The organism is Ruegeria arenilitoris (assembly GCF_013030265.1).
Classification (GTDB): Bacteria; Pseudomonadota; Alphaproteobacteria; order Rhodobacterales; family Rhodobacteraceae; genus Ruegeria; species Ruegeria arenilitoris_E.
On record NZ_WPZQ01000005.1, the window covers coordinates 340664 to 364085 of the forward strand.

18 protein-coding genes are annotated in these 23422 nt (G+C 54.8%); 8 read left to right on the forward strand and 10 right to left on the reverse strand.

The annotated features are described in order from the left end of the window. Window positions 1-83 precede the first annotated feature (83 nt). From GOX61_RS11135 to GOX61_RS11170, 8 genes are all read left to right on the forward strand, one after another. Complete coding sequence (locus GOX61_RS11135; RefSeq protein ID WP_170333713.1) at window positions 84-440, forward strand: hypothetical protein; 357 nt, start codon at window positions 84-86, stop codon at window positions 438-440. A gap of 87 nt (window positions 441-527) precedes the next feature. Beyond that, entirely contained in the window at window positions 528-1337 is an 810-nt protein-coding gene (rfbF, locus tag GOX61_RS11140) for a glucose-1-phosphate cytidylyltransferase (protein ID WP_155145625.1), read from the forward strand. A 7-nt stretch (window positions 1338-1344) separates the two neighbouring features. Next, complete coding sequence (gene rfbG / locus GOX61_RS11145; RefSeq protein WP_170333716.1) at window positions 1345-2472, forward strand: CDP-glucose 4,6-dehydratase; 1128 nt, start codon at window positions 1345-1347, stop codon at window positions 2470-2472. 233 nt (window positions 2473-2705) lie between these two features. Next, window positions 2706-3668, forward strand: a complete 963-nt coding sequence (locus GOX61_RS11150; RefSeq protein ID WP_170333717.1) for an NAD-dependent epimerase/dehydratase family protein — start codon at window positions 2706-2708, stop codon at window positions 3666-3668. A 211-nt stretch (window positions 3669-3879) separates the two neighbouring features. Continuing rightward, window positions 3880-4971 (forward strand): glycosyltransferase family 4 protein, encoded by a 1092-nt coding sequence (locus tag GOX61_RS11155; RefSeq protein WP_170333720.1) that lies wholly within the window; start codon window positions 3880-3882, stop codon window positions 4969-4971. Window positions 4972-5040: 69 nt separating this feature from the next. Further along, window positions 5041-6228, forward strand: coding sequence for a glycosyltransferase family 4 protein (locus tag GOX61_RS11160; protein ID WP_217353838.1), 1188 nt, complete (start codon window positions 5041-5043; stop codon window positions 6226-6228). An 856-nt stretch (window positions 6229-7084) separates the two neighbouring features. Beyond that, a complete protein-coding gene (locus GOX61_RS11165) occupies window positions 7085-8347 on the forward strand; it encodes a lipopolysaccharide biosynthesis protein (protein ID WP_170333722.1) in 1263 nt (420 codons plus the stop codon). A 70-nt stretch (window positions 8348-8417) separates the two neighbouring features. Beyond that, entirely contained in the window at window positions 8418-9578 is a 1161-nt protein-coding gene (locus GOX61_RS11170; protein ID WP_170333725.1) for a glycosyltransferase family 4 protein, read from the forward strand. Between the two features lie 19 nt (window positions 9579-9597). On the opposite strand, the gene GOX61_RS11175 is transcribed toward GOX61_RS11170, so the two are convergent. From GOX61_RS11175 to GOX61_RS11220, 10 genes are all read right to left on the reverse strand, one after another. Next, window positions 9598-11169, reverse strand: a complete 1572-nt coding sequence (locus GOX61_RS11175; RefSeq protein WP_170333726.1) for a carbamoyltransferase C-terminal domain-containing protein — start codon at window positions 11167-11169, stop codon at window positions 9598-9600. A 413-nt stretch (window positions 11170-11582) separates the two neighbouring features. Next, complete coding sequence (locus tag GOX61_RS11180; RefSeq protein WP_155145610.1) at window positions 11583-12692, reverse strand: transporter substrate-binding domain-containing protein; 1110 nt, start codon at window positions 12690-12692, stop codon at window positions 11583-11585. Window positions 12693-12736: 44 nt separating this feature from the next. Beyond that, complete coding sequence (locus GOX61_RS11185) at window positions 12737-13999, reverse strand: transporter substrate-binding domain-containing protein (protein WP_170333728.1); 1263 nt, start codon at window positions 13997-13999, stop codon at window positions 12737-12739. Between the two features lie 27 nt (window positions 14000-14026). Continuing rightward, window positions 14027-14812, reverse strand: a complete 786-nt coding sequence (locus GOX61_RS11190) for a PP2C family protein-serine/threonine phosphatase (protein WP_170333730.1) — start codon at window positions 14810-14812, stop codon at window positions 14027-14029. Between the two features lie 3 nt (window positions 14813-14815). Further along, the gene (locus tag GOX61_RS11195) at window positions 14816-15898 is read right to left on the reverse strand and encodes an FHA domain-containing protein (RefSeq protein WP_254436831.1); all 1083 of its coding nucleotides are present in this window, start codon (window positions 15896-15898) and stop codon (window positions 14816-14818) included. Window positions 15899-16080: 182 nt separating this feature from the next. Beyond that, window positions 16081-18273, reverse strand: coding sequence for a protein kinase domain-containing protein (locus GOX61_RS11200; protein ID WP_170333734.1), 2193 nt, complete (start codon window positions 18271-18273; stop codon window positions 16081-16083). 340 nt (window positions 18274-18613) lie between these two features. Next, complete coding sequence (locus GOX61_RS11205; protein ID WP_170333735.1) at window positions 18614-19900, reverse strand: dynamin family protein; 1287 nt, start codon at window positions 19898-19900, stop codon at window positions 18614-18616. Beyond that, entirely contained in the window at window positions 19897-21939 is a 2043-nt protein-coding gene (locus GOX61_RS11210; protein WP_170333737.1) for a dynamin family protein, read from the reverse strand. Before GOX61_RS11210 ends, GOX61_RS11205 begins: the two co-directional genes overlap by 4 nt. A gap of 72 nt (window positions 21940-22011) precedes the next feature. Further along, a complete protein-coding gene (locus GOX61_RS11215; RefSeq protein ID WP_170333739.1) occupies window positions 22012-22902 on the reverse strand; it encodes a hypothetical protein in 891 nt (296 codons plus the stop codon). A gap of 23 nt (window positions 22903-22925) precedes the next feature. Next, on the reverse strand, window positions 22926-23327 hold the full coding sequence (locus GOX61_RS11220; RefSeq protein WP_155145598.1) for a hypothetical protein: 402 nt from the start codon (window positions 23325-23327) through the stop codon (window positions 22926-22928). Window positions 23328-23422 lie beyond the last annotated feature (95 nt).

Here is a 23422-nt window from a genome sequence, read left to right on the forward strand (position 1 = left end):
ATTGTATAAGTTGTTGCAAGTTCCGGCCCTTCCGAGGGCCGGAAAAGCTACGAGTAACCAAAGCTCTTCGGAGCGAGCTAAAAATGCCTGGGTCAAACCATATTGGCGGTATCGCTACTACCCGTTCTCATGCAGATCATTTCGCCCGACTTCTGGGTGCGCCCTATCTGGCACCCGGTTTACAGGTGTTTACCGATCCAGATCTGGCGAAACAGAACAAGATGAACGGCGCGGTTGAATTGAAGGCCCTGATTGATTCCAATCTTCTCGCCGCTTTCCTGCCCGGATATGATTCAGCGCTGGAAGAGTCATTGTTGCGCGATGCGGAAACAAACGCGCGCAGCCTGGGGCGAAATTCAGGGTTAGATAACCGTTACGATCAGGGTGTGATATACTTGAAAACAGCAGGTGAGGTAGATCGACCATGCCCAATCAACTGAGCCCGCTCGTTACCGTACGACCAATATGCGCTCCACCGGCGCAGATGTGCAGATTTTAGTAAAAGGTTTTTTGAGGGAGTGGCACAAATGAAAACGGTACTTTTTGCAGGGGGACTTGGGTCTCGACTGGCCGAGGAAACGGTCTCGATTCCGAAACCCATGGTCGAGGTCGGAGGCCGCCCCATCATCGCGCGTGTCATGGATATCTACAGCCACTTCGGGCACCGCGATTTTGTTGTTGCCGCCGGTTATAAATCTCTGATGTTAAAGCAGTTTTTTGCCAACTATCACCTGATTGCGAACAATATTTCTGTTTCGCTAGACACAGGTGAGCTCAAGCTTGTGCCGTCTGCACCGGGTGGCTGGAATGTGTCTGTTGTCGACACCGGGACCCACACGATGACCAGCGGGCGCATTCGCCGCCTCAAGGAATGGTTGGACCCGGACGAGACCTTTATGTGCACTTACGCAGATGGTCTGGGGAACATCGATATCAACGCCCTGATCGATTTCCACAAATCCCACGGCAAGCTCGCGACCGTTACTGCGGTTCAGCCTCCGGCACGTTTCGGGAGCATTGAGCTAAAAGGCGATCGCGTGGATGCGTTCACAGAAAAAGTGCGCAGTCGCGAAACCTGGATCAATGGCGGGTTCTTTGTGTTTGAACCGGGTGTGATGGACTACATGGTCGACGATATGGAGCCACTCGAGCAATCACCGCTAAGCCAAATGGCCCGGGATGGTGAGTTGATGGCCTATCGCCACGATGGTTTCTGGCGTCCGATGGATACCATTCGGGATCGCAACGCGCTCGACGCTCTGTGTGAGGGCGAGACCCCGCCATGGCTGCAGTTCAATACAAAACCATCCGCCGAGTACCCGGCCATAGCAATCTGAGGCATTCATGACTGATCATTCCGATCAGATATTCGGCGGCCGCTTTTCCGGTCGCCGTGTCCTCGTGACAGGGCATAGCGGCTTCAAAGGCGGTTGGATGTCTGCCTGGCTTACCCGGCTGGGTGCGCATGTGACCGGTCTGGCTTTGCCGCCTGAGCCCGGTCCGTCATTCTATGCAGCATGCGGTATCGAACAGATTACAGATAGCCGTTTCGCCGATATCCGGGATGCTACGGCGCTGAATATGACGTTGCAGGATGTGGATGCCGAAGTGATCTTTCACATGGCCGCGCAACCGCTGGTGAGAAAATCTTATCGTGATCCGGTTGAGACATTCGCGACAAATGTGCAGGGCACAGTTCACGTTCTGGAAGCAGCTCGCAGAATGCCGTCCTTGAGGGCGGTGGTCGTGGTGACCAGCGACAAGTGCTATGACAACCGCGAAGGGGCTTGGGGGTTCCGTGAGAACGACCCGTTGGGGGGCAAGGATCCTTACAGTGCGTCCAAGGGCGCAACCGAGCTTGTAGCTCAGTCTTACGCCCATTCGTTCTTTGCCGATCCGGAAGGCCCGCAATTGGCGACTGTTCGTGCAGGTAACGTCTTTGGTGGCGGGGATTGGAGCGAAGATCGCCTTGTGCCTGACATCATCTGCGCCTGGGAGCGAAACCTGCCAGTTGTGGTTCGCAATCCTGAAGGCATTCGCCCGTGGCAGCATGTTTTGGAGCCGCTATCGGGTTATCTGCAGGTCGCCGATAAGATTTTGAGTGACGGTGCGGAGTTTGCCGGCGCCTGGAATTTCGGACCTGATGTTTCAGGCACGGTGGATGTTAGGGAATTGGCGGATATAGTCCGGCGCGCCTGGGGGGCAGGCGCGCCCGAGTTCAGTTTCCCTGACAAATATGGTGATGCACCGCACGAGGCGCGAACATTACGTCTGGACAGTACCAAGGCACAAAGCCGGTTAGGCTGGCATCCGCGTCTGGATTTGCAAACGGGTATTGAAATGACCGTAGACTGGCACAAGGCCTATGCCGCCTCGGCGGATATGATGCAAATGACTGCTGAGCAGATTAGTATTTTTGAAGATTTCACGTCACCAGCAGATTTCAGTGACTGCACAGTCGCGGCCCAGTAGTTCGTGTGTTTTAGGAGACGGTTTTTGTTAGTGTATTATGGGCAAACGGTAGGCAATCGGGAAGTGATCGACTCCGTTTTAGTAGTTCTAAGAACTTCGACCCAGATGGGGGTCCATCTGCGCGAGATGCAGAAGAAGCTCGCTGCGCTTTATTACATAGCATCACGTTGCACATGGCTGAGAGTAAGCGTCATGGCCCCGGACCTTTATAGGTGGGATGCTGGAGTTGAACGATGACGCGTGTTCTGATCACCGGAGCAACGGGTTTTATTGGTTCTCACCTAGTCAGAACATGCCTGACGCGTGGTGATGACGTCACTGCATTGGTACGTCCTTCCTCCTCGCTCGAGAAGTTTTCGAACGTGAGTTCGTCTGTAGAAGTGGTGCGCGCAGAGTTGACGGATGTAGCCTATGTGCAGTCGATTTTTGAGACCTGTCAGCCCCAGGTGGTGTTCCATGCAGCCGCGCAGATCAAGGTGCAGGCAAATGCAGCACTAGAGGGTTCTTTTGAAAGTGTGCAGGAAAACCTGCTTACTTTGTTAGGTGTTTTGAAAGCTGCCACAGCTTGCAAATCCCCCCCGCGATCATTCATCCGTCTGGGCACAAATGCGGAGTATGGCGATAACCCTGTGCCCTTTGTTGAGGCTCAACGTGAACAACCGCGCGACAGCTACGGGGCGTCGATGCTGGCAGGCACAAAGTATCTTGAAATGCTGCGGTCACGCTTGCCATTTACTGCAGTCACAGCGCGACTGTCGTTGACATACGGACCGGGTCAAACCGGAACTCAGCTTGTTCCCTACCTTGTCGACAATCTGCTGCGTGGCCAAGCCGTGCAAATCGAACGACCGGATGATGTGCGTGACTTTATTCATGTCAACGATGTGGTCCGCGCCCTTTTGTTGCTTGCAGATAACCCTTCGGCTGCGGGTCCGGTTATAAACATCGGTACTGGCATGGCGACAAAGGTCAGAGATGTGGTGGAGGGTCTTGCCAAACTGACCGGGGCCCCTGCCGAACTGATTGAATATGGTTCGCCACCCGGTCAGGTGATGAAGCTCGTGAACGATCTTTCGCTGATAAAATCCCGGTATCCATGGGCGCCAGAGATGGCGCTGAAGGAAGGCCTGCGGGACACGGTTGAATGGTCCCGGAATGTTATGAGGTCAAAGGTTTTGACGGGGCAGAGCGCATGACAGCCGTATCGATCCTGACCCCTGCAAATCACAAAATGACCCGGGTCCGGTTGCCCTATGACCGCGTCCGTGCGGCGTTGGAAGAATTAGAAGGTGCCATTGTCGAAAGACGCATGAACAGCCCGAACCCGTTAAAGCCCCGGCAGTTCACGTTGTGCGCCGCTTCAGCGCCCGTATCCCAAAAGGGTCAAAAGATCTCGAGGAGAGCGAAGTGAAAATTCTGATTATTCAGGGTGGTTTCGGCGCGGGTGGTGCCGAAAAAATCGTTTCCATTCTCGCCGCGCACAGATCCGGTATGGGCGACGATGTCTATGTCGCCGGGTTGACGATGCCGGAAGGGGGATCTTACTTTTCTTTTCCGGACGATGTGACGTTGATGGTGGCCAGTGACGATCCCAAGGCCCGTGGGCAGTGGGCGCGGCTGCAACATATTCGTCAGGTCATTCGTGAAGTGAAACCGGACCTCGTGATTACGTTTCTTACCAAGATCAACGTGTTGGCGTTGGCTGCAGTACTGGGGTGGCGGGTTCCCATCATCATTTCAGAACGGAATAATCCCAAGGCCCAGAATGCCCATCCAATATGGCGCCACGCGCAAAATCTTCTGGCGCATCGGGCCAGAACCATCGTGATGCAGACCGAGCGTGCCAGTCAGGATTTGCCCCGATCCCTACAGCGCAAAGCGCAAGTTGTTCCGAACCCGTGTGCCCCGCTGGAGGGCATCCGAGACCGGCTAGGAAAGGGAAATAGCCAGCTTGTCGCCGTTGGTCGCCTGGATCGTCAAAAGGGATTTGATCTTTTGCTGCAGGCGATGCCTCAGATACTCCGGGCCAATCCCGCGGCCAAGCTTACAATTTATGGCGAAGGGCCTGAAAGAACAGCGCTGGAAGACTTGCGCGACCAGCTTGGCCTTGGGGACGCGGTTTCATTGCCGGGTGCGAGTTCATCGCCGGGTGCCTGGATGGCAGGTGCGGACTTGCTGGTGTTCCCATCGCGATTTGAGGGTTTTCCCAACGTTGTTGCCGAAGCAACCGTCACCGGGTTGCCGGTTGTTTCCTTCGATTGCCCCTACGGTCCGCGTGAGCTGATCCGGCACGATGACAACGGGCTGTTGGTGCCACCTGAAGATGTCGATGCATTGGCAGCGGCGGTGATCCGGCTTTGTGAAGAACCGGAAACGCTGAACAGGATGCGGCAGTCCTTTGCACAAAACCTGAGCTGGCTTGCCCCGGACAACATTCTGGCGGTGTGGGATGAAGTCATCGAAGACAACACGATCAGGCAGATTCATCATGCATTGTGACCGCCAATCAACCAGATTTCTGGATAAACCTGCGGATCGCAGAGCGCGGGGCATCAATGGGAGTTCGTCTTGTTGCAGACACTGAAATCTCACGAGATATCTTCGAACCAAACGAGGCCAAAGATAGCGGTTGTCTCCAACCTCACGTCGTCGCTGTTGAATTTCCGATATGATTTGCTGAGGGATTTGTCCGAACGGGCAGAAGTGATCGCATGCGGCCCGGAGCGGCATGAACCCACGGAACGCGCATTGAAGGAGATCGGGGTCAAATTCGTTCAGTTTCCGCTGGCCCGCGCGGGTATGAATCCTGTGAGGGACCTACGTACATTGCGTGCGTTGGTGCAGGTGTTCAAAGAGTTCAAGCCGGATATTGTCTTCCCATACACAATCAAGCCGATCATTTACGGATGCCTCGCTGCCAAGATTGCGGGTGTCCCGCGCATATACGCGATGAATACCGGGTTGGGTTATGTGTATAGTACCCACAACTTGACCCTGAAACGTCGTGTGGTAAGGACACTGTCATCGTTCCTGTACCGAAGCGCGCTCAGAGGTGTCGACGAGGTTCTGGTCTACAACAAGGCCGACGAGAAAGAGTTTCGCGAAAGAAGACTGATCAACAATGCCACGAAGCTGAGCATCGTGCCCGGGTCTGGTGTGAACCTTGATTCTTATGCATTTTCCAATCCCCCCAACGGGGCACCGGTTTTTTTGATGATCGCGCGTCTTTTGCGTGAGAAAGGTGTCTTCGATTTTGTCGAGGCTGCGCGGGAGTTGAAGCGCAGACATCCCGAGGCCCGGTGCCAGCTGTTGGGGCCGATGGATGCAAACCCCGATTCCGTCAGTCAGCGAGATATCGATGAATGGTCTCGAGAGGGCATTGTCGAGTATCTGGGGGAAACGGCAGATGTCAGACCGTATCTGGCCAAATGTTCCGTATTTGTGTTGCCGACGGCCTACCGTGAAGGAATTCCGCGCGCCACTCTCGAAGCCATGTCGACAGGACGAGCGGTGATAACATCTGACGCGCCGGGATGTGCAGATCCGGTCATTGACGGAGAAACCGGATATGTGATCCCGGTTCGCAGCCCGGACAAACTGTGTGAGGCTATGGCGCGCTTTGTTGAGAACCCTGAGCTGATCGTCAAAATGGGTCAGGCATCGCGTGACAGGGCTGTGTCCGATTTCGACGTCAGAAGGATAAACACCATCCTTCTGGGCAAGATGGGTTTGCTGGCGGATGGTGAGGCCCTCTGACCATTCATATTAACCATTTAAGATATGAGCAAATGACCAGTTTTGGGTGATCATGCGGTCAACAAGATCGTACAAATGCGAAATTTGACCTTCTTGTAGCAAAGAAAATCCACCAACCTACGGGATACCCCTAATACCCAGAATGGGGGTGATCAGCTAGCTTTAGGTTAACTTGAATGAAGACCGGTGAGGCGCTTAGCCTGACCACTCACTCTGAAAATGACCAGCATATGGGGTGCTGGTCATTTTTCTTTGTGGGTAGGCTTAACTTTCAAATGTGCCACCAAAGCGATCCATGGTGTTTTCGGGCAAACGATTGCGCGGCACGGCATCCAAGGTTTTCGGAAATAGCTTTCCGATTTGGCGATTTAGTCTCGTAAACTTTCGACCAAAGCCGGGATTGACTACAATGCATTGGTAATTGGCAGATTGTTGTTGAGGCTGCGATACATTGAAGAATTCACCAGCTAAAAACTTTCAGGTCTTTAGGCGCTTGTTCTTATAAATTTTTGGCTCCGATCTGCTGGCTATTGGTGCAGTGTAGTTAGGCAAACCCTCTGATGCGACGTCGAAACCGTCAAAGTTTGGTTGCCTATGAAAGCTAATTCCGGACCCCAAAATCAATTTGTGTTTTTGTGCAGCGATATAATTTCAGCAAACTAAATGATAAGAATAGTGACAATCAGAATCATCTGAGGACGTTTTAGAAACAGAAAGGTGTTTAAACTGTACCTGGTGCCATGGGTTAACTACCGACCCGGTTCTGGGATGTTCGTTTTAGTATTCCAGAACGTTTCAGATTGAGTGTATGACCGGCTCTCGTTCCAAATCATTGGTGAAGCGAATTGCCAAGAACATGTCATGGCTGTTCTTGTCCCAAATCCTTGTTGCCTTCTTTGGCCTTGCCAGCCTGATCATTACGGCGCGGGCTTTGGGCCCAGCGGCTGTTGGGATTCTAGCTCTTGTCGATGCATATGTGCAGATACTGGACCGCCTTTTCAGGTTGGAGCCCTGGCAAGCGGTGATCAAGTATGGAAGCGAAGCGCTCGCACAGGATGACACATCGCGCTTTCGTCATCTGGTCAAGCTATCAGTCGTTATCGATATCCTTGGTGGATTACTGGCAGGTACAATTGCCCTGTTGTTAGCACCCACTCTGGCGCCGCTGATTGGGCTTCCAGAAGGTATCGGTGCATCGTATATCTCACTGGTCGCGATCGGCCTGTTCCTGTCGCTTCGGCCAACAGGTATCGCGGTACTGCGTATTTTTGACAGGTTCGATGTTCTTGCGATTTCCGACATGGTGATCGCTGGTCTGCGCTTTGTTGGCATCGTGATTGCCTACATGCTCAGCCTCGATATCTGGGCATTTCTTGCGCTGATGCTGATGCATCAGATCCTGACCGGATTGGTGGCCTTTTTCCTCGCAGTGAATGAGTTACGAAAGCGTAGCCTGCAGGCCTTTATGAAGCTGAAATTGTCCCAGGCGTTTTCAGACAATCCTGGCTTTCTGCGCTTTCTTTGGAACTCAAACTTCAACGTAATTCTCAGACAATCGACACAACGACTGGATGTGATTGTGGCTGGTGCAATGTTGGATGTCACCGCAGTGGGATTCTATCAGGTCGGCAAGCGCATCATGACAAATGTCGTGCGGCTTGGCGCCCCTATTCGACAGGTTCTATATCCTGAGATGACACGCCTCTGGGCCAGTGCTGAATTTGAAAAATTCTGGCGTCTTGTGCGCTATGTCACCTTCGCAATGTTTGGTGTTTCTCTGATCGTATCCTTGCCATTGGCGTGGAAGATGCCGGAAATCGCGGTTTTGCTGTTTGGCCCTGAGTTCCGTGAGGCAGCGCCGGTGATGACCATCCTGATGTTTGCCGCGGTCCTTTATCTTGGCGCCTTGGTTCTGAACCCGGCACTGTTGAGTATGGGATTGGATAGCGCATTGGTCAGAACGACTTTCGTTTCGACCTGCATTTTTGCAATCTCGTTCCTGCCGCTGCTTTATTGGTTGGGGATCGAAGGCATCGCGTTAACACATGTGCTGTTCAATCTCGTTTGGACGCTGGGATGTATCCTGTCCATCCGGGCTTATCTGGCTAGGAACAAATGACATGTCAAAGCTTCCGACACCTGATCACTGTTTTACCGAGTAACTGTTTTACGAGCTTCCCGAGATACCAATGCCTAAGAAAATCCTATTCCCCTTTGAGGGTGACACAGTAATCGGCGGTAGCCATGTTTCAGCAATGAAGCTGGCAGCAGCGCTGGATCGGTCCAAATACGAACCCCACATCCTGATCCACTATGAGGCTGGACCTGCCGCAGACTATGCGCAATCGCTTGGGCTGGATTTTGAGGTTTTGGAAGAACCCAGTCTGATGTCGCCAGGGGGCTTGAGCTATCCCAAGGATTGCGGGGCGGGGGCTTACATGATCTCCAGCATGCGCCGTCTAGTGTCTACCTTGTCTCGCATTGACCCTGACATCGTGCACACGAACGAAGGCCGGATGCATGCCAACTGGGTGTTGCCGACCAAGCTGGCGGGCAAGAAACACATTTGGCATCACCGTCAGGATCCAACCGCGTTTGGCATCAACAAGCTGGCGCCATTGTTTTCCGATCACATCATCAGTGTCTCGCAGTTTGCAAAACCCAGCAAACCGCTTCGATCGGTTGATCAGAAATTTACGGTGGTTCGCAGCCCATTTGATTTCAATCCAAACCCGCCCGATCGTGAGACAAGCCGCCAAGCGGTTCTTGCCGAGATGAACTTGCCGGATAACGCCATTTTGCTGGGCTATTTCGGGAATTTCGTCACCAGAAAACGCCCTGATCACTTCGTTAAGGTCATCGCCGCCATTCAGCAGGCGATGCCTGATGTACCGGTTCACGGCTTCCTTTTTGGCAGCGTTGCTGAACGAGACGAAGAACTGAAGCAATCCTGCCTCGATATAGCTGCAGATGCGGGCATTACGGATAGCATTCATCTGATGGGATTCAGGCAACCGATTGATGGCTATATGGCGGCGATGGATGCCAATCTGGTAACCGCGTTGGACGAACCTTTTGGCCGCACTCTCATCGAAGCGATGTATCTGGGAACACCCGTTGTCGCGACACGCCATGGTGGCAATATCGAAGCGATCAGGGATCGGGAAAACGGCTTTCTGGTTGATCCGTTCGATCCGGCCGCGTTCGTTGAACCCGTCAAGCAACTGCACCAGGACAAGGAGCTGCGCGATCGCATCTCGGCAACCGCGCAAGCGTATGCAAACGAAAACTTTGGTCTTTCAATTCATGTGAAAGGTGTCTGCGAAATCTATGATCGGTTGCTGTCCTGACGATTGACAGAACGTGGTGTCAGGGAGCATCGACTTTATAGTAGGTGTTCCCCGCAACAAACCCATCCAGTCCAACCTGGCGCGCGTAGTGAGCCAAATCGCTGGTCTTGTTGATAAAGCCCGAGTTTTTGAAGTTCAGAGAGGTGTTGCACAGCACACCGACACCGGAGATCGTTTTGAACTCATTCAATAAATCATAGAAGATTGGGTTCTGATCACGCTCGACAGTCTGCACGCGTGCTGACCCGTCGACATGTGTTATTGCGGCAAGATCCGGGTTTTTGACCCGATGAAAATCAAGCATGTAAGGCGAGGAACCGGACAGATCAAAGTGCTGGGCGGCATCTTCCTGCAGCACTGAAGGAGCGACGGGACTGTTCAGTGCTCGCCCTTTGATCCGGTTCAGTTTGACCCGCGTTTCGCTGGAAAATGGCGCAGCCAGAATTGAACGATTTCCAAGGGCACGTGGTCCAATTTCGCAATTCCCGCGCGTCCAGCCGATGATCTGACCATCCATCAGGGCCTGCGCAACGACTTTGAGGTTGAGCTCTGACATGGTGATTCCATCAGTATCGACCTTGTCGTCACAGAATGACTGACCGGAATAGACGGACCAATCCAGCTTGGCGCGACCGGTAAAGTGGCGCATTGCGTCGACGGCAGTACCGATTGCGCAACCTGAATCACCGGTGGTCGGGGGAATAAACACCTCACGGAACAAACCACTTTCTTTCCAGCGTGTGTTCCAGTGTCCGTTCAACCCGCAGCCGCCAGCGATAAGCAGCGGGTAGCTTTGATTGAGGTTCTTTTCTGCGAACTGGTGGAACCGGTCAAAAATGGCATCTGAGAGTTTGGTTGCAAGATTCTTCAGCTTTTGGCTGTCAGTGCCAATGTTGAAAAAGGGCGAATTCACAAAGGAGCTTTTGCGCAACGGATCAGTTGCCGTGTTGATGGACAGAATCTGATCAATCAGCGCTTGTTCGTCTTCGTCCGCTGGGCCGTTTTCACCAAATGAGCAAGCTGCCATCAACCGCCCGGGATCTTCAGGCCGCAGCTCGCCGCCTGAAATCGGGAAGTCCGGGTCGGCCAGTGCATAAAGAAAGGCAAATCGTGTGCCCGGAGATGTCATCACCTGACCCAGATGGCGAATATTGAGCCCAGCGTCGATCTCATAGAAATCACCCAAAGCGCCTTCCCAAAGCAGGACATAACATGGCTCACCCTGCTGGAAAGGCGACAGGGCGTAGCTACACCAGATATGCGCGCGTTCATGAGTGGATGAATAATAGTCCACCGATTTTCCGAAAAACGTTCGTTTGCCGATACTTTCAGACCCAGGACCTACACCAAAATACCCCGCACCCGACGTGGTGACATGATCCGATCCATTGCTTGACCAGCCACTGAGGGCCAAAACATCCGGCAGGTCTTTGAACCAAAGCCCCGCGTCTATGAAGGTGTCGGGAGTTACCGGGGTGTATCTGGGAAAACTGTTCTTTTCGGCCTCGTAGGAAAACAGCAGTTTCTGATCGGTACTGTCGATACCGGCAACCGTGCCGTCATGACCTGATTTAAACGACAGAATATTCATTTCCCGAACCTCACAACGCTGGCCGAACCACTTACATCCGGATCGCGCCAGAGACCTTGGAGGCACGCCAGAAGACAATCAAAAATTCAAATGCGACCCAACTAAATCAGCCGCTCAATTACAGCCTAACAGATGGTAGGCAGGGCTTGTAAACTAACTTTGACCACGGTGAGTGAGGCGGGTGGCTTAGGGAGACATTCGTAAACGGAAAGGTAAATTTTCGGACATTGTTTACCAAAGTAAATGTTGTGCCCGAGCTGTCGGGCGAGCGTTTTTAACGCCGATTGGACCACAAAACTCATTTGTGGAGAAAGGTCCAGCTGGCAGTTTGGATCAGCCGATTTGGACCCGACCCAGCAACAAAAAAGGGCCGGTCATTTGACCGGCCCAGATTATACAGGTGAACCGAGGGATCAGTTCGACGCTGCCATCAGTTTTTCGTTATGCTCGCGCAGTGTGTCGGAAACGATGGCGTACCACTCACCCGATTCACGCATCTCGTTCAGACCTTTGTTCAGCATGGCCAGGTACTGCTTGCCGAACGGGTTGCTGCGGTGTGCGATGAAACGCAGCGACGACAGCGAGGTCACGAATGGGTTTTCAATCATGTCGTTCTGGTTCAGGCCCATTTCCGACATGGTGTCCGAGAACAGCTGAACCTCGAAGGTGGCGATGTCCGCGGTACCGGTCAGAACCGCATCAAGGCACTCACGCGCGGTGATCGGCTGCATCAGGGTCATGGATTCGCCGTTGTGCAGGCCTTCTTGTTCCAGATCGTGGATGAACCAACCGTCCATACGGCAGATGGTTGCGCCTTTCAGCTCGTCGAAGGTTGTTGCGTTGGCGTAGTTGCTCTCTGGCAGGGTGTAGAAGCCGACAACAATGTCATACACCGGAACAGACGAGTCGAACTGGGTGCAGCGTACTTCGGTTTCCCAAGACCACTCATACGAACGGTTGGTGCAGTCAGGCATGTTCCATGCCATCGATACATCGAACGCGCCGAGCGGCAGCAGGGTTTCCAGGTGCGAGTTCCAGTCATCTACGAAGCTGACCGAGTAGTCGCGCGCGTTACCGCCACGCTGCAGCGCTGTGGTACCCAGACGGGTAATCGCACCACCGCCGTTCAGCGATTCATCCGCGAAAGGTGCCCAGCCGTTGCCGGTGACCAACTTGATCGGTGGCTGGTAAACGCTCGAACGTTGGACGCTTGCAGCACGCTGTTCTTCCGCCGCGATGATCTCTTGGGCCGAACGGCCGTTCGGCAGGCTACCGTCTTCACAAGGCAGGGCCAGTACCAAGCCCGGCTCCAGCGAGTTCGGGTTGGTGATGATGTTACGGTTCGCGTTAAAGATCGGCTGGTAGTTCGATGTGCCGTAAGCCGCGATGGCGATCGTCGCCATCGTGTCACCGTCGACAACCGTATAGTTTGTACAAGCTTCCTGTGCAGCGGCTGCACCGGCGCTCAGCGCAGTAACGGCTGCGGCCGACATCACTGCTTTCTTCAGTTTCAATTCAAACATGTCCACTTCCTCCAGACTTTTGTTTTGTCAGGCCTCTTGGGGCCTTAGCCATTTTCCATTTGATGACGCAGGGCGGTCGACACGATGTCGCGCCATTCACCCGATTGCTGCATGATCGCCAGACCCTGATTAAGCGTCTCAAGGATCGCTTCCCCATCTGGATTATCTTTGTGGGTCATGACGTTAAGCGACTTTACCGCCGCCAGGTTGGGGTTTTCGATGATCTGATGTTCGTAGCCGAGGCGGCTGATGGCTTCGACCGCGAGATGCGCCTCAATTGCGACGATGTCAGCGCGGCCATCCATGACGGCGTGGAAACACTCGTCAGGCTCAACCGGGCGAAGCATCGTGATAGCTGGTTCATAGAGGCCGACCGCATCCATGTGCGACAGCGACCAGCCTTCAGGACGACAAATCGTGGTGCCAGCAAAGTCGGCATAGGTCAGAGTTTCCTCGTAACCGCTTCCTTCCTTGGCAAAGAAGGTGTCCACAACTTCATAAAACGGGTTCGAGAAGTTGTAAGTTTCGCATCGCACGCGGTCTTTTTCAGACAGGGCCTCTGCTTCTTCACAGTTCGGTCGCGACCAAGGGAAGGTGGCGTCAAATGCCAAAGTCGGCATCAGCAGATCCAGATGCGATGACCAGTCGTTGACGAACTGGATCTTATAGGCCTGCTCTGGCGCGGCCCGGAACATGGCGGTTTCAACCAACTGGGTATACAGACCACGATGTGGCAGGGCCTCGTCGGTGAACGGGGCGTAGTTGCCGCCAGTGATCAGTAGCAGCTGGCGATCGCGGATCTCGGGGCGTTCGCCGCTTGTGGCATTGCGGATCAGCGCGGCACCTTCGGCGCGGGCTGCCTCAATTTCCTTCTTCGCCTCTGCCTTGGCCGCAATCACGGCCTCTTCGCTGGTTTTCTTGGCCTCAGCTTCAGCTGCCGCAACACGCGCTTCGGCATCTGCAATGGCTTGCTCGGCGCGTGCTTCGGCGGCTTTGACCAGCTCAGCAGCCATTTCCGCGGCCATGCGCTCGGCTTCAGTCTCACCCTGAGGTATAGCGCGGCCCACGTCTTCCAGGCAGGGGAATTCCAGAACGTCGCCGACCCGGATGATGTTCGGGTTGGACCCGATCACGTCGCGGTTTGCATCATAGATGATCCGGTAATCTTCGGTCGAGTAGACCTGGATTGCCAGTTCCCGCAGGCTGTCGCCGCGCTGGATTTCATATGTTGAACAAGCCTCTTGCGCCGAGGCTGCCCCCGTCGCGGCAGCAAGTGCCAGGCTGGATATGATCAGGTGTGTTCGCATGAGTCCTGTTGCTTTGCCTTTTTTTGGTTATTGTCCTGCCGGCTTGACGACGGCGATTGAAACGTTGTCCTGGTCGGGATCCTCCTTGGCCTGCAGCGCCTGCAGCAGGGTATCGGCGATGTCCTGAGACAAAGACTGCGCATGATCATTCAGGATCGACTGGATCTCGTTATTGCTGAGATATTGCAGTCCATCACTGCCCAGGATCAGGATGTCATCCGCATTCAGAACCAGAGGCTCTTCGGGACAATCGACCTTGGGAATGGATGCACCCATGATCACCGACGTCAGCTGATTGCGGTCGGGGTGTGACCGCGCCTCGTCAGGGGACAAAATCCCCTTGGCGACCTGCGCATCGATCTCGGGGGCCATTGAATGGTCTTCGTTGATCTGGGTCAGTGTGCCGTCCCGATACAGGTACATCGGGCTGTCACCGATCGAAATCCAGAACACCCGTTGCCCCAGAAGCAGCATGCCCAACAAGGTCGAACCCATGCTGAAACCCTGGCTCTGCTCTTCACCGTGATTGGCGATTGCGGCGTTGGCCTGTATCGCAGCCATGGGCAGTGCATCGATCAATGCGCCTTCGGCAGCATCGGGATCTTCCATCTGCGCATCGACCACTTCTCTCCAGGCGGAAAGAACCAGCTCTGATGCAACTTCACCCGCTTCGTGGCCACCCATACCATCGGCCACCACAACATAACCCGAGTTCGTAGCATCAAAGACACGAGCGGCGATCGCATCTTCCTGCGTTTCGCGCTGACCCTGGTTCAGGATCAGTGCAATGTCATATGCCGGAGTCGCCAGCATCTATTATGCGTCCCGCCAATCAAAACCATCGTCGCAGAAGGCTGCAAAACGAAGAGAGGTTTCGCTGATACGGATCAGGTCTCCGCTGTTCAGTGCGATGGTACTGAGCACCGGTTTGCCATTCAGGCGCACAAGGTTGGCCTTACCGCCATGTCCCAGATAGCATTTGCGATCTTCCGGGTCATAAGCAATCACAGCATGGTTGCTGCGCGAGATACCCGTATCACCGAAATCGAGCTGAATGGCTTGATCATCGTTACGACCAATCTGCATCAGCCCTTCGGTCAGTGTGACACTGGAGCCGCGGCCCGGACCGCTGGTCACGACCAGCCAACCTACGGGGAAGGTTTCTTGTGCAGCTTCGGTCTTGGCCACCGGTTCGGCGGTTTCCATCAGATCCTGAACATGCGTGTCAGCGCGTTCGAAGCCCAGGAACGTGGTTTTTACGCGCGACCGGCGATCTTCGGCGGGTGCTGGCGCTGCAAGCGGTTCTGGCTGTTTCTCTTGCTCAGGTTCTGCTGCGACCTGCTCAGCTTCAACTGGCTCAGCCGGGGCTTCGGGTGCTTCGGCAACCGGTTCAGGCTCAGCGGTGACAGCTTCTGCCGGTGTTTCAGGTTCTGCCGGGGTCTCTGCTATCTCTTCACTTGTTTCTGCAGATGCCTGCGCGACGGCAGCCAACATATCTTCTTCTTCGGTGCTTTCAGCGGCCTCGGTCGGTGCCACGTGTAGGGTGACGACCTGTTCCTCTTCGACAGCTTCTGCCTCGACGGCCGGTGCCTCAGCAACAGTTTCTTCAGCTTCGGCAATCTCGCCTTCTTCGGCTTTTTCTTCGCGCTCGGCGAAGTCAGGCATCTTTTCTTCGGGGATCAGCTCATCGGATTCTTCGTATGAATCGGATGACAGATTACCACCGGCCAATGCCTGACGCAGTGCATTGAAATCCGCAATTGGTTCCTGCTGATCTGCGGCTTCTTCTTTGGGCTGCTCGGTTTCGGCTTCTTTGGCTTTGCCGGCACCTTCGAGAAGCCGGCTGAGAGGGCTTTTGTATTTGAACATGGTGTCGACACCTTTTTGAATTCTGGGCATGGGGGTTGAGAACCCACGCGTCTGCTACTGTCCTCTGCGCGCAAGTTGCGCAGTGGTACTGATGATTGAAAAAACCAGAGAACTCTTACTTTCCGCGGCGGGCCGGTCCCCGTCAGGATGGCTGTTCAGGCAGCCACCCTCAGCAAAACACACACTGGCGGATTACAATTGAACCGGTCAGACTACTCCTGCGCTAACTGCATGACAGCAGTTGTCTCGGCCCCGTTGCGCAAAACAGTCAGTCGCGCTTCGGGTTGATCATTGGAAACAAGCTGGGCCAACGCCTCATCCAGACTTTCCGGACTATCGATGACCGTGTCGGAGTTGTTTTCCCGCAGCAAGATATCCCCTTGTTGCAGCCCACCGGCATGCGCAGCAGGCACATTGGTGACAACGGTCTGCCAACCTGCATCAGAGGTATTGCGCACGGTCAGGCCATACCCGTTCTCAAGACCGAACATGCGGATTGCGGGGAGGGCGAGCAGACCATTCTTGGCCCGTGTCTCACCGATGGGGCGATACCGCGCCGCGACGCGAATATAACCGTCAGGATCCACCTTGAGGTCGTCCAGTACCTGCGCAGCAAAGGTTGCATCTGCACGAACCGGTTTTCCGTTCAGCGTATAGATAGCTGCTCCGCGCTTGACCCAGTCACCGATGACGGACATGTCCCGGTTAGGATCGACGCCGGTAATCGCGATAGTGCTGCCGGTCGAGGCACGCCGCTTGGCCGTTGCAAATGGGATTTCGACGTCCCAGTGTCCAAAGGCAACCTGGTTCTCAGCCAGATTCACGGGCGTGGCAGGGGCCGGAGTTTCAGCTGCGGCTGTAGCGGCTTCTTCCGCAGAAGGTTCTGCAGCTGCGGTTGGCGTTTCTTCCGGCTGAACCTCGACAGGCGTAGTCTGAGGCTGCTCAACAGGTTCGCTTTGTGCCTGCTCGACAGGCTGTTCCTGTGCTGCTGAATTGTTCTGGGCAGTTTCTGTTTCTTCCGCTGCCGCAGGTGTCGGTTCTGCCGGAGCCTCTGCCGTCTGTTCAGCAGGCTCGGGGGTCGGAGCTTGCGTTTCAGGTGCAGGAGTTACCTCAGCTGTCTCTGCCGGGGCTTCGGGCTCGGACTTGTCACCCGACAATACGAAAAAGCCACCTGCAGCAAGTGCCACCGCCACAACGGCTGCACCAGCAATCATCTTGCCGCTGCCGCCTGATCCACTCTGCACCACCGTATCAACGGCAGCTGGGGTGTCCTCACTGGCAGCAAACTTGGCCTGTTCGTCGTCTTTCTTGTCTTCGTTGCCCAATGCGAGATCGGAGTTGCCTGCCAAAAGCGCTGTCACGACCGCCTCGGCATTCTCGCTTTCCGCTTTGATGCGGGCCTGTTCGGCCTCTTCATCCTTGCGATCCATACCAACGATCACCGAAACCGGACGGTAAGCGAACGAGTCGAACATCACGCCGGGGCCGCGGAACATGCGCAGCCAGTCCAGCGCAGTTTGCAGGCGATCGGTTGCATGAACCTCCATCGCCTTGTCGATAGCTTCAAGGAAACCCTCGGGGTATCCTTCGAAACGACCGACCAGTGGAGTGTAGGGATCCGGCTGACCATTGTTGAAAGCAGTCAGGCGGGATTGACCGTCAACCGGACGTTCGCCGCTGATGGCGTGATACAATGTGGCGGCAAGTACATAGAGGTCACTGCTAGGCCCCTGTTCGGCACCGCGAACATAAAACTCGTGCGGGGAATAGCCGTCCTTGATCACCCGAAGCGTCAAAAGCGCCGCAGTCTTGTTGGCGGCCTGCTCGCGGGCGGCGCCAAAGTCGATCAGGACAGGCTCACCATTTTCATCGATCAGGATGTTATCGGGCGAAATATCACGATGCAGCATGCCGCTCTGGTGAATGAACGACACCGCTGACAGCATTTTTTCGGTTACCTGAACAATGAAATCCGGACCGGATTCATTCTCAGGATCGTCCATGTAATCCAACAGGTCGCAACCGCGGATCAGATCCATCGCGATATATGCAGTGTTGTTGTCCTCAAAGACCTGATGCACATCGACGATGTTGGGGTGAACCAGGCGTGCATGGTTGCGGGCCTCTTGAATAAAGAGGTCAACAATCGCGCTCAGATCTTCTTTGTAGGCCGGATCAGCGGGTTCGACATGATCACCGTCGCGGCGGCAAAGCGCACCCGGATAGCACTCTTTGATGACGACATCACGCTCTAGGCTATCGCGTGCAAGATAGGTGATCCCAAAGCCGCCATTGCTCAGAAAGCGAAGGATCTCATACTGGCCACGCAACAGTTTTGCACCTGGTTGCAGACCTTGAATCTGTGGTTCGTCGTGCGATGCACCGACAGCCTGGTTATGGCTCATTTCTACCCGCCCATATTACTCGTTTTGCGGCCTTATTTAACAGGGTTAAAAACCCGCGAACTCATAACCAGACACAACCGCAGGACACTTGAGAACGGTTAGACGTTTCAAATTTGACTTTATTGGGGCCGCCTCATGGCTTCACTAAGGATCGTTTTTTGCGAACATCTATATGTTGTTTTTATGGTGGGTGTAAAAACCATATATAGATATGATGGGCCAAAAAAATGGGGGCAGTTGCCCCCGATATGTTCGTTTGGTCTACGAATTCGAAACAATGCGAATCTGATTCCGATGGATTCGATTCGCCGCACTGCGGCTCAATCAATGCGTGAACTTATCATGTCCCGGTTTTTGTCTGCGCAGATTCGACTGTGCTTCCGGCCCATGCAAGGTTGTCGCTGAGCTGAGCGAGTATGCCGATTGCATCTTTGAGCGGGGCATCACCACTCTCGAACTGAAGCAAAAGCAGCAGGTCTGTGGCCTTTTCGAATTCGCCGGGAATCCAATCTGCTTCCGGGTCAATTTCAGCACCACTTTCCAGGCGTTCAGCGAAGTCCTCAACAATTTCCTGACAGCTTTGGAGGAAGGCTGCCGGTTCGATATCCGAGGAATCGCGAAGATCTTCGTAGATGCTGGCGATGGCGGCCAGCCAATCCTCTAGGATAGGATTGTTCAGAGGCGGAAGGGCCGAGCCAAGGCTCGACTGAATGGAACGATTGTCGGGTTCAGGTTCTTCAGATTTGTCGCCGGTCAGTTCATCCAGATATGGCATGAAATGTTCCGACAGATCTTTGCGGGCTGCATCCAGATCACTTTGACGACGATCCGATGCGGCCTCGAGAACCTGCTCAGCCAGATTCTGACCGCCACAGGTTTCCCAAAGTGCAAAATCGGGTTCAGGCTCCTTCGCCATGGCGCGCACGGCAACCGGCGTACCAATCGGAACGACAGATCGGAACATGCCGGCCTTTTCTTTCTCAAGGCGCGAAAGAACCCGGTCCAAGGCATCGCTGACATGAGGAAGGTCGGCATGGGTGACGGCCAACAGGCTGTTGGCTCGCAGTTCTTCCGGAACCTGCGCCCAAAGGTGCCGTTCCGTTTCGCGCCATGCGTTTGCACCGTTGGTACACCAGATCGCGCAATCGACGAATTTCAACAGGTCCAGGGTTGGCTTGTATGTCTCGTCCAAGGCGCCGGTACCCGGCAGATCAAACAATGAGATTTCGCGCAGGGCAGGGGTATTCAACCCTACGGAAATAAAGTCGGGATTGTCAGCGGCTGCCTTCTCAAGCGCGATACCAGAGTAGACTTTGGGTTCTTTGTCCCACCAGCCAACCGTGGTTTCCGGGGTATCGGCATAAGCGACGATCACCAGCGGCAGTTTCAGATGCTGAGGCCCGGTCGGCAGGATGTCTGCGCCAGCCAGCATATTTGCCAGGCTGGATTTACCTGCACCAAACTCGCCGGCAAAACCGATAGAGACGGCGTTCGACAACCGCTCGGCATGGGCCAGCGCCCGTGTGCGCATATCATCCAATTCGGGCGTGGACGGCTGCTTTTCGGTCGCGTTGAGAAAACGCTCCAGCTGCCGCACCTCCTGCTCGGTTCCGGGAAATTCGATCACTCGGCAGCCTCCGCTTGTATATCTTCCGCGTGTTCTGATCCAAATGCCGATCCCAGCTCATCTGCGATGCGGCGCGCACGGTCGAAATCGGCCTGCGCTTCGGTTCGGGCGCATGTTTCGCCCGAGCCGGTGCGGTTTTCAAGATGGCCTGCAAGCAGAGCCAGAAAATGATCCAGAACCGTGTTCAAACGCTCCATCAGATCACCGCGTGCAGTATCGACCAGATCGTCCCCAATCATCTCGAATTCCTGCACAATCATCTTTTCAGCGCGCGAAACCACGCTATTGCGCGAGATCAGCCGGGACAGCCAATTGACGCGCAGTTCCACCGTAATGCCGCGGGTCAGAGCGGTCGTGTCCGGGCGGAACCACCGCACAGCACTGGTGTTCATGCGGTTGTCAGCCGGTTCCTGCCAGCCGGGCAGGGCGCGCAGTGCAGCATTGCTCTGCATATCGATCGCATAAAGCTCGCTCAGCATCCGCTGGCGCACCACTTGTGTCGCACCCTGTACCAGCTCACGCATCCGTTCCCGCAGAGGGGTGAAGTTCAGTTCGGTCGCGCCACCTTTGGCAAGCAGGGGCGATTGCCCATCTGGTCCACGAACAACGTTAGAAACCGCCTCGGACACGGTGTCGTCCATAACGCCGCGCAAGTTGGCAAGGACATCGTCCATATCCTTGGTTATCTCGTTTGTTTTGTCAGCTACCAGTTCGCGCAACGAGGCAAGGGTCTTGTCATTCTCATCTGCATTCTGAGCAGTCGAGTCATCCTCGCTCTCCAGCACGCGCAGCCGTGCAGTGCTGCGCTCGAGTTCACCCTGAGCAAAGCTGTTGAGATGTTGCCATGCCATCCGCAACTGTTCACTGCGCGGGCCATCCGTCAGAGCGGTTGTCACATGTCGACGTAAATCAGGCAGGCCCGAAGCGATCATTGCTGCAAAGCGCAGAACCGCCTCGCGGCTGATAGGGCCGGGGCCTTGTTTGATCTCTTCGACCCCATCCAGATACTGCTTCATCTGTTCTGGATGCGCGCGCAGCCAGGCCAGAACTGCATCGTGATTGATGCCTGTCTCATCGCCGGTCAACGCATAGTGCGCCCACTGAGCACTGCCCATCAATACATCGATGTTCGAGTTCCCCAGCGCCTTTTCCAAGCCATCAAGCACATCTGCACGGACTTTACCTGCATCTTCTGCACCGCCGCCAAGCTCATCCACGCGGTTGATGAAAACGACGATCTGGCCCAACTCCAGCGCTTGCATTAGCCGGAACAGCTTCAAGTCAGCACGCGAGAGGGCCTGATGCGCAGAAAGGACGACGACGAAGAAATCAGATTCCTTGAGGTACTGCCGCGAGATTTCTTCGCGGATCAGCAAGGGGTCGTTAACGCCGGGCGTGTCGGTAACGGTCAGGGGGTAGGGGAAGTGACCAATGTCAAAATAGACCTCGGCCTTCCGCGTGATGTCGCTATAGAGCCCGCGATCCGAACCCGGATCGTGCTCTTCCTCATCTGAGGGGTCATCACCGGCGCACACATAGCGGGCCAGATCGTCCGAAGTCAGCTCTTCCAGGTCGTGTTGCTGGCCTAACAGCTGCTCGTAACTGTCACCAAGACGCAGGCGGGCGCGCGTTTTCATCGCCTCGACCTGTTCTTCGATCATCTCGCGCTTATAGCTGTCCTCATCATCGGGGAACATGTTGCGCAGCTCTTCGCCTTCGGCGATGAGGGCTTGCCATTGGCGGTTGTCAAAGAAATGGAACTCGGCCCCCGCCTTGCGTCCTGAGGGATGACCGAAATGCATGTCGGTAATGACTGTGGTCCAAGGGTTCACATCAGAAGGCAGGAATTCTGCCTGACCGGTGAAGCCGTTGATAAGTCGGGATTTCCCGGCCTTGATCTGACCGACGAAGGCGATCGATGGTTTCAGATTTGATAGGTCATCAACGATGCGCGAAATGAACTGACGGGTTTCGTCATTGCTCACTTCATTCATGTCGTTTGCGATGCGTATTAACTCACGACGATCAGATTCACTCATAACATTTACCCCAAGCACTCGTATTCAAGGATCGACTCAACAGAAATAATGAATGTTTTGGGGAGACGGTCATTAGGCCGTCTCCCGTATGGATTTCCACAGACTAACTACAGCACCCAGCTTGCGCGCCTCATGTACGGCAGCAGCAACGTTCTTGCCGTCGCGCAGCAGGGCAAGTCCGGCACCTTGTCCGCCTGCCGGGCGCATCACGATCAACTGCGGATGCGTGAGGGTTGTTGCGCTGTCAGCGTCCCAACCGGCAAGATCCTTGGCAAAGTTCTGCAACAATGCCTGATCCGGATGCAGGGGTTGTCCCTCGGTACATGCGCCGTCCAGTTGCGTGGCGCTGCTATCGCTGGCAGAAAGGAAACGGCCCAAGGCAAAACGCTCGGCACCGTCAAAGAAGCGTTGCGCCATACCCAAACCTTCAGGAACAGCGGCTTGTTCAATCGCCGAGGGTTCTTGCTCGGAATCTGGCGCGTCTAATGCCACGTCCTCGATATCCGGAACGATCGAAACCCGAGGTTCCGCAGGCAATTCAATCTGAGCACAGGCGCTTTCGATCTCTGAATAGGTGATGCCCACATCATCTGCTTCCAGCGCAGTATCCGGGCGTACAGACACCAGTTGGAGCGGGCCAGGCGCGGCGGCGATATTTGAAACAAGCTGGGCCAGCTTTTCCGTCAAAGCCTCGCGCGGCTCGGTTTCGAAATCCGGTACGGAACCGGTGCTGGCACCAAATACGTCGGTCACTCGAGAGCTGTTGACCTCAACCGCGAGGCAGTTGCCATTTGGCGATGTAAACTCAAGTCGACGCGGCAGAATAGTGCCGCGTATCACACGAAGCACATCTGACCGGCGGGCATCAGCCGTTTCCCCCGGCAGCTGAATCGCGGGCGACAAACGAGGTCGCGCTGACCGCCCGATGTCTTCGAGCATGTCGAGTATTTCTGTATCCATCATCCCGTGACCCCCTCTGGTCCCGTCTAAACTGCGGCCGCAACCGGCCCCAGGCTGAGATGTGATTTCGTAAGCGCCAGCCCGATATTTGCGCTGTCGCGGCAGATGTAGCAGACCACATGTTCAGGATATTCCTTGGTCCGCAGAAAGATGTGCAGCCGGTCATTCGAAAACACGGCGATTTCCCCAAATCCCGGATTTTCCGAATCCTGAACACCTGCTGCACGCAGAAGTTTTTCGAATGCTTTCACACCCTGACCCTGAAACAGATTGGCCACCGCAACTGCCAGAGTATCCAGAACTTCCTCACTCTCTGGCTCTGTGGTTTTGGTTCCCAACAGCATTCCGGTTTCCATATCTACATATCCGGCTGCGATGCAGTCGGGGATGGTTTCCATTGCTGTTGTCAACGCAGCTTCGATTGTCATCTAAAAACCTGCAACCCTATAAAAATCCTTCAGGCGCAACGGGTTATAACCGTCGCGCCGCTGATTAACATCATTATCCGACACCGCAAATGAAA

What these genes read in the sequence shown, in the direction of transcription:
- rfbG (WP_170333716.1), top strand. Translation starts at nt 1,345, where the DNA reads ATGACTGATCATTCCGATCAGATATTCGGCGGCCGCTTTTCCGGTCGC.
- GOX61_RS11210 (WP_170333737.1), bottom strand. Translation starts at nt 21,939, where the DNA reads ATGAGTGAATCTGATCGTCGTGAGTTAATACGCATCGCAAACGACATG.
- GOX61_RS11200 (WP_170333734.1), bottom strand. Translation starts at nt 18,273, where the DNA reads ATGAGCCATAACCAGGCTGTCGGTGCATCGCACGACGAACCACAGATT.
- GOX61_RS11190 (WP_170333730.1), bottom strand. Translation starts at nt 14,812, where the DNA reads ATGCTGGCGACTCCGGCATATGACATTGCACTGATCCTGAACCAGGGT.
- GOX61_RS11185 (WP_170333728.1), bottom strand. Translation starts at nt 13,999, where the DNA reads ATGCGAACACACCTGATCATATCCAGCCTGGCACTTGCTGCCGCGACG.
- GOX61_RS11170 (WP_170333725.1), top strand. Translation starts at nt 8,418, where the DNA reads ATGCCTAAGAAAATCCTATTCCCCTTTGAGGGTGACACAGTAATCGGC.
- GOX61_RS11165 (WP_170333722.1), top strand. Translation starts at nt 7,085, where the DNA reads ATGTCATGGCTGTTCTTGTCCCAAATCCTTGTTGCCTTCTTTGGCCTT.
- GOX61_RS11150 (WP_170333717.1), top strand. Translation starts at nt 2,706, where the DNA reads ATGACGCGTGTTCTGATCACCGGAGCAACGGGTTTTATTGGTTCTCAC.
- GOX61_RS11215 (WP_170333739.1), bottom strand. Translation starts at nt 22,902, where the DNA reads ATGATGGATACAGAAATACTCGACATGCTCGAAGACATCGGGCGGTCA.
- GOX61_RS11135 (WP_170333713.1), top strand. Translation starts at nt 84, where the DNA reads ATGCCTGGGTCAAACCATATTGGCGGTATCGCTACTACCCGTTCTCAT.
- GOX61_RS11220 (WP_155145598.1), bottom strand. Translation starts at nt 23,327, where the DNA reads ATGACAATCGAAGCTGCGTTGACAACAGCAATGGAAACCATCCCCGAC.
- GOX61_RS11195 (WP_254436831.1), bottom strand. Translation starts at nt 15,898, where the DNA reads ATGCCCAGAATTCAAAAAGGTGTCGACACCATGTTCAAATACAAAAGC.
- GOX61_RS11175 (WP_170333726.1), bottom strand. Translation starts at nt 11,169, where the DNA reads ATGAATATTCTGTCGTTTAAATCAGGTCATGACGGCACGGTTGCCGGT.
- rfbF (WP_155145625.1), top strand. Translation starts at nt 528, where the DNA reads ATGAAAACGGTACTTTTTGCAGGGGGACTTGGGTCTCGACTGGCCGAG.
- GOX61_RS11180 (WP_155145610.1), bottom strand. Translation starts at nt 12,692, where the DNA reads ATGTTTGAATTGAAACTGAAGAAAGCAGTGATGTCGGCCGCAGCCGTT.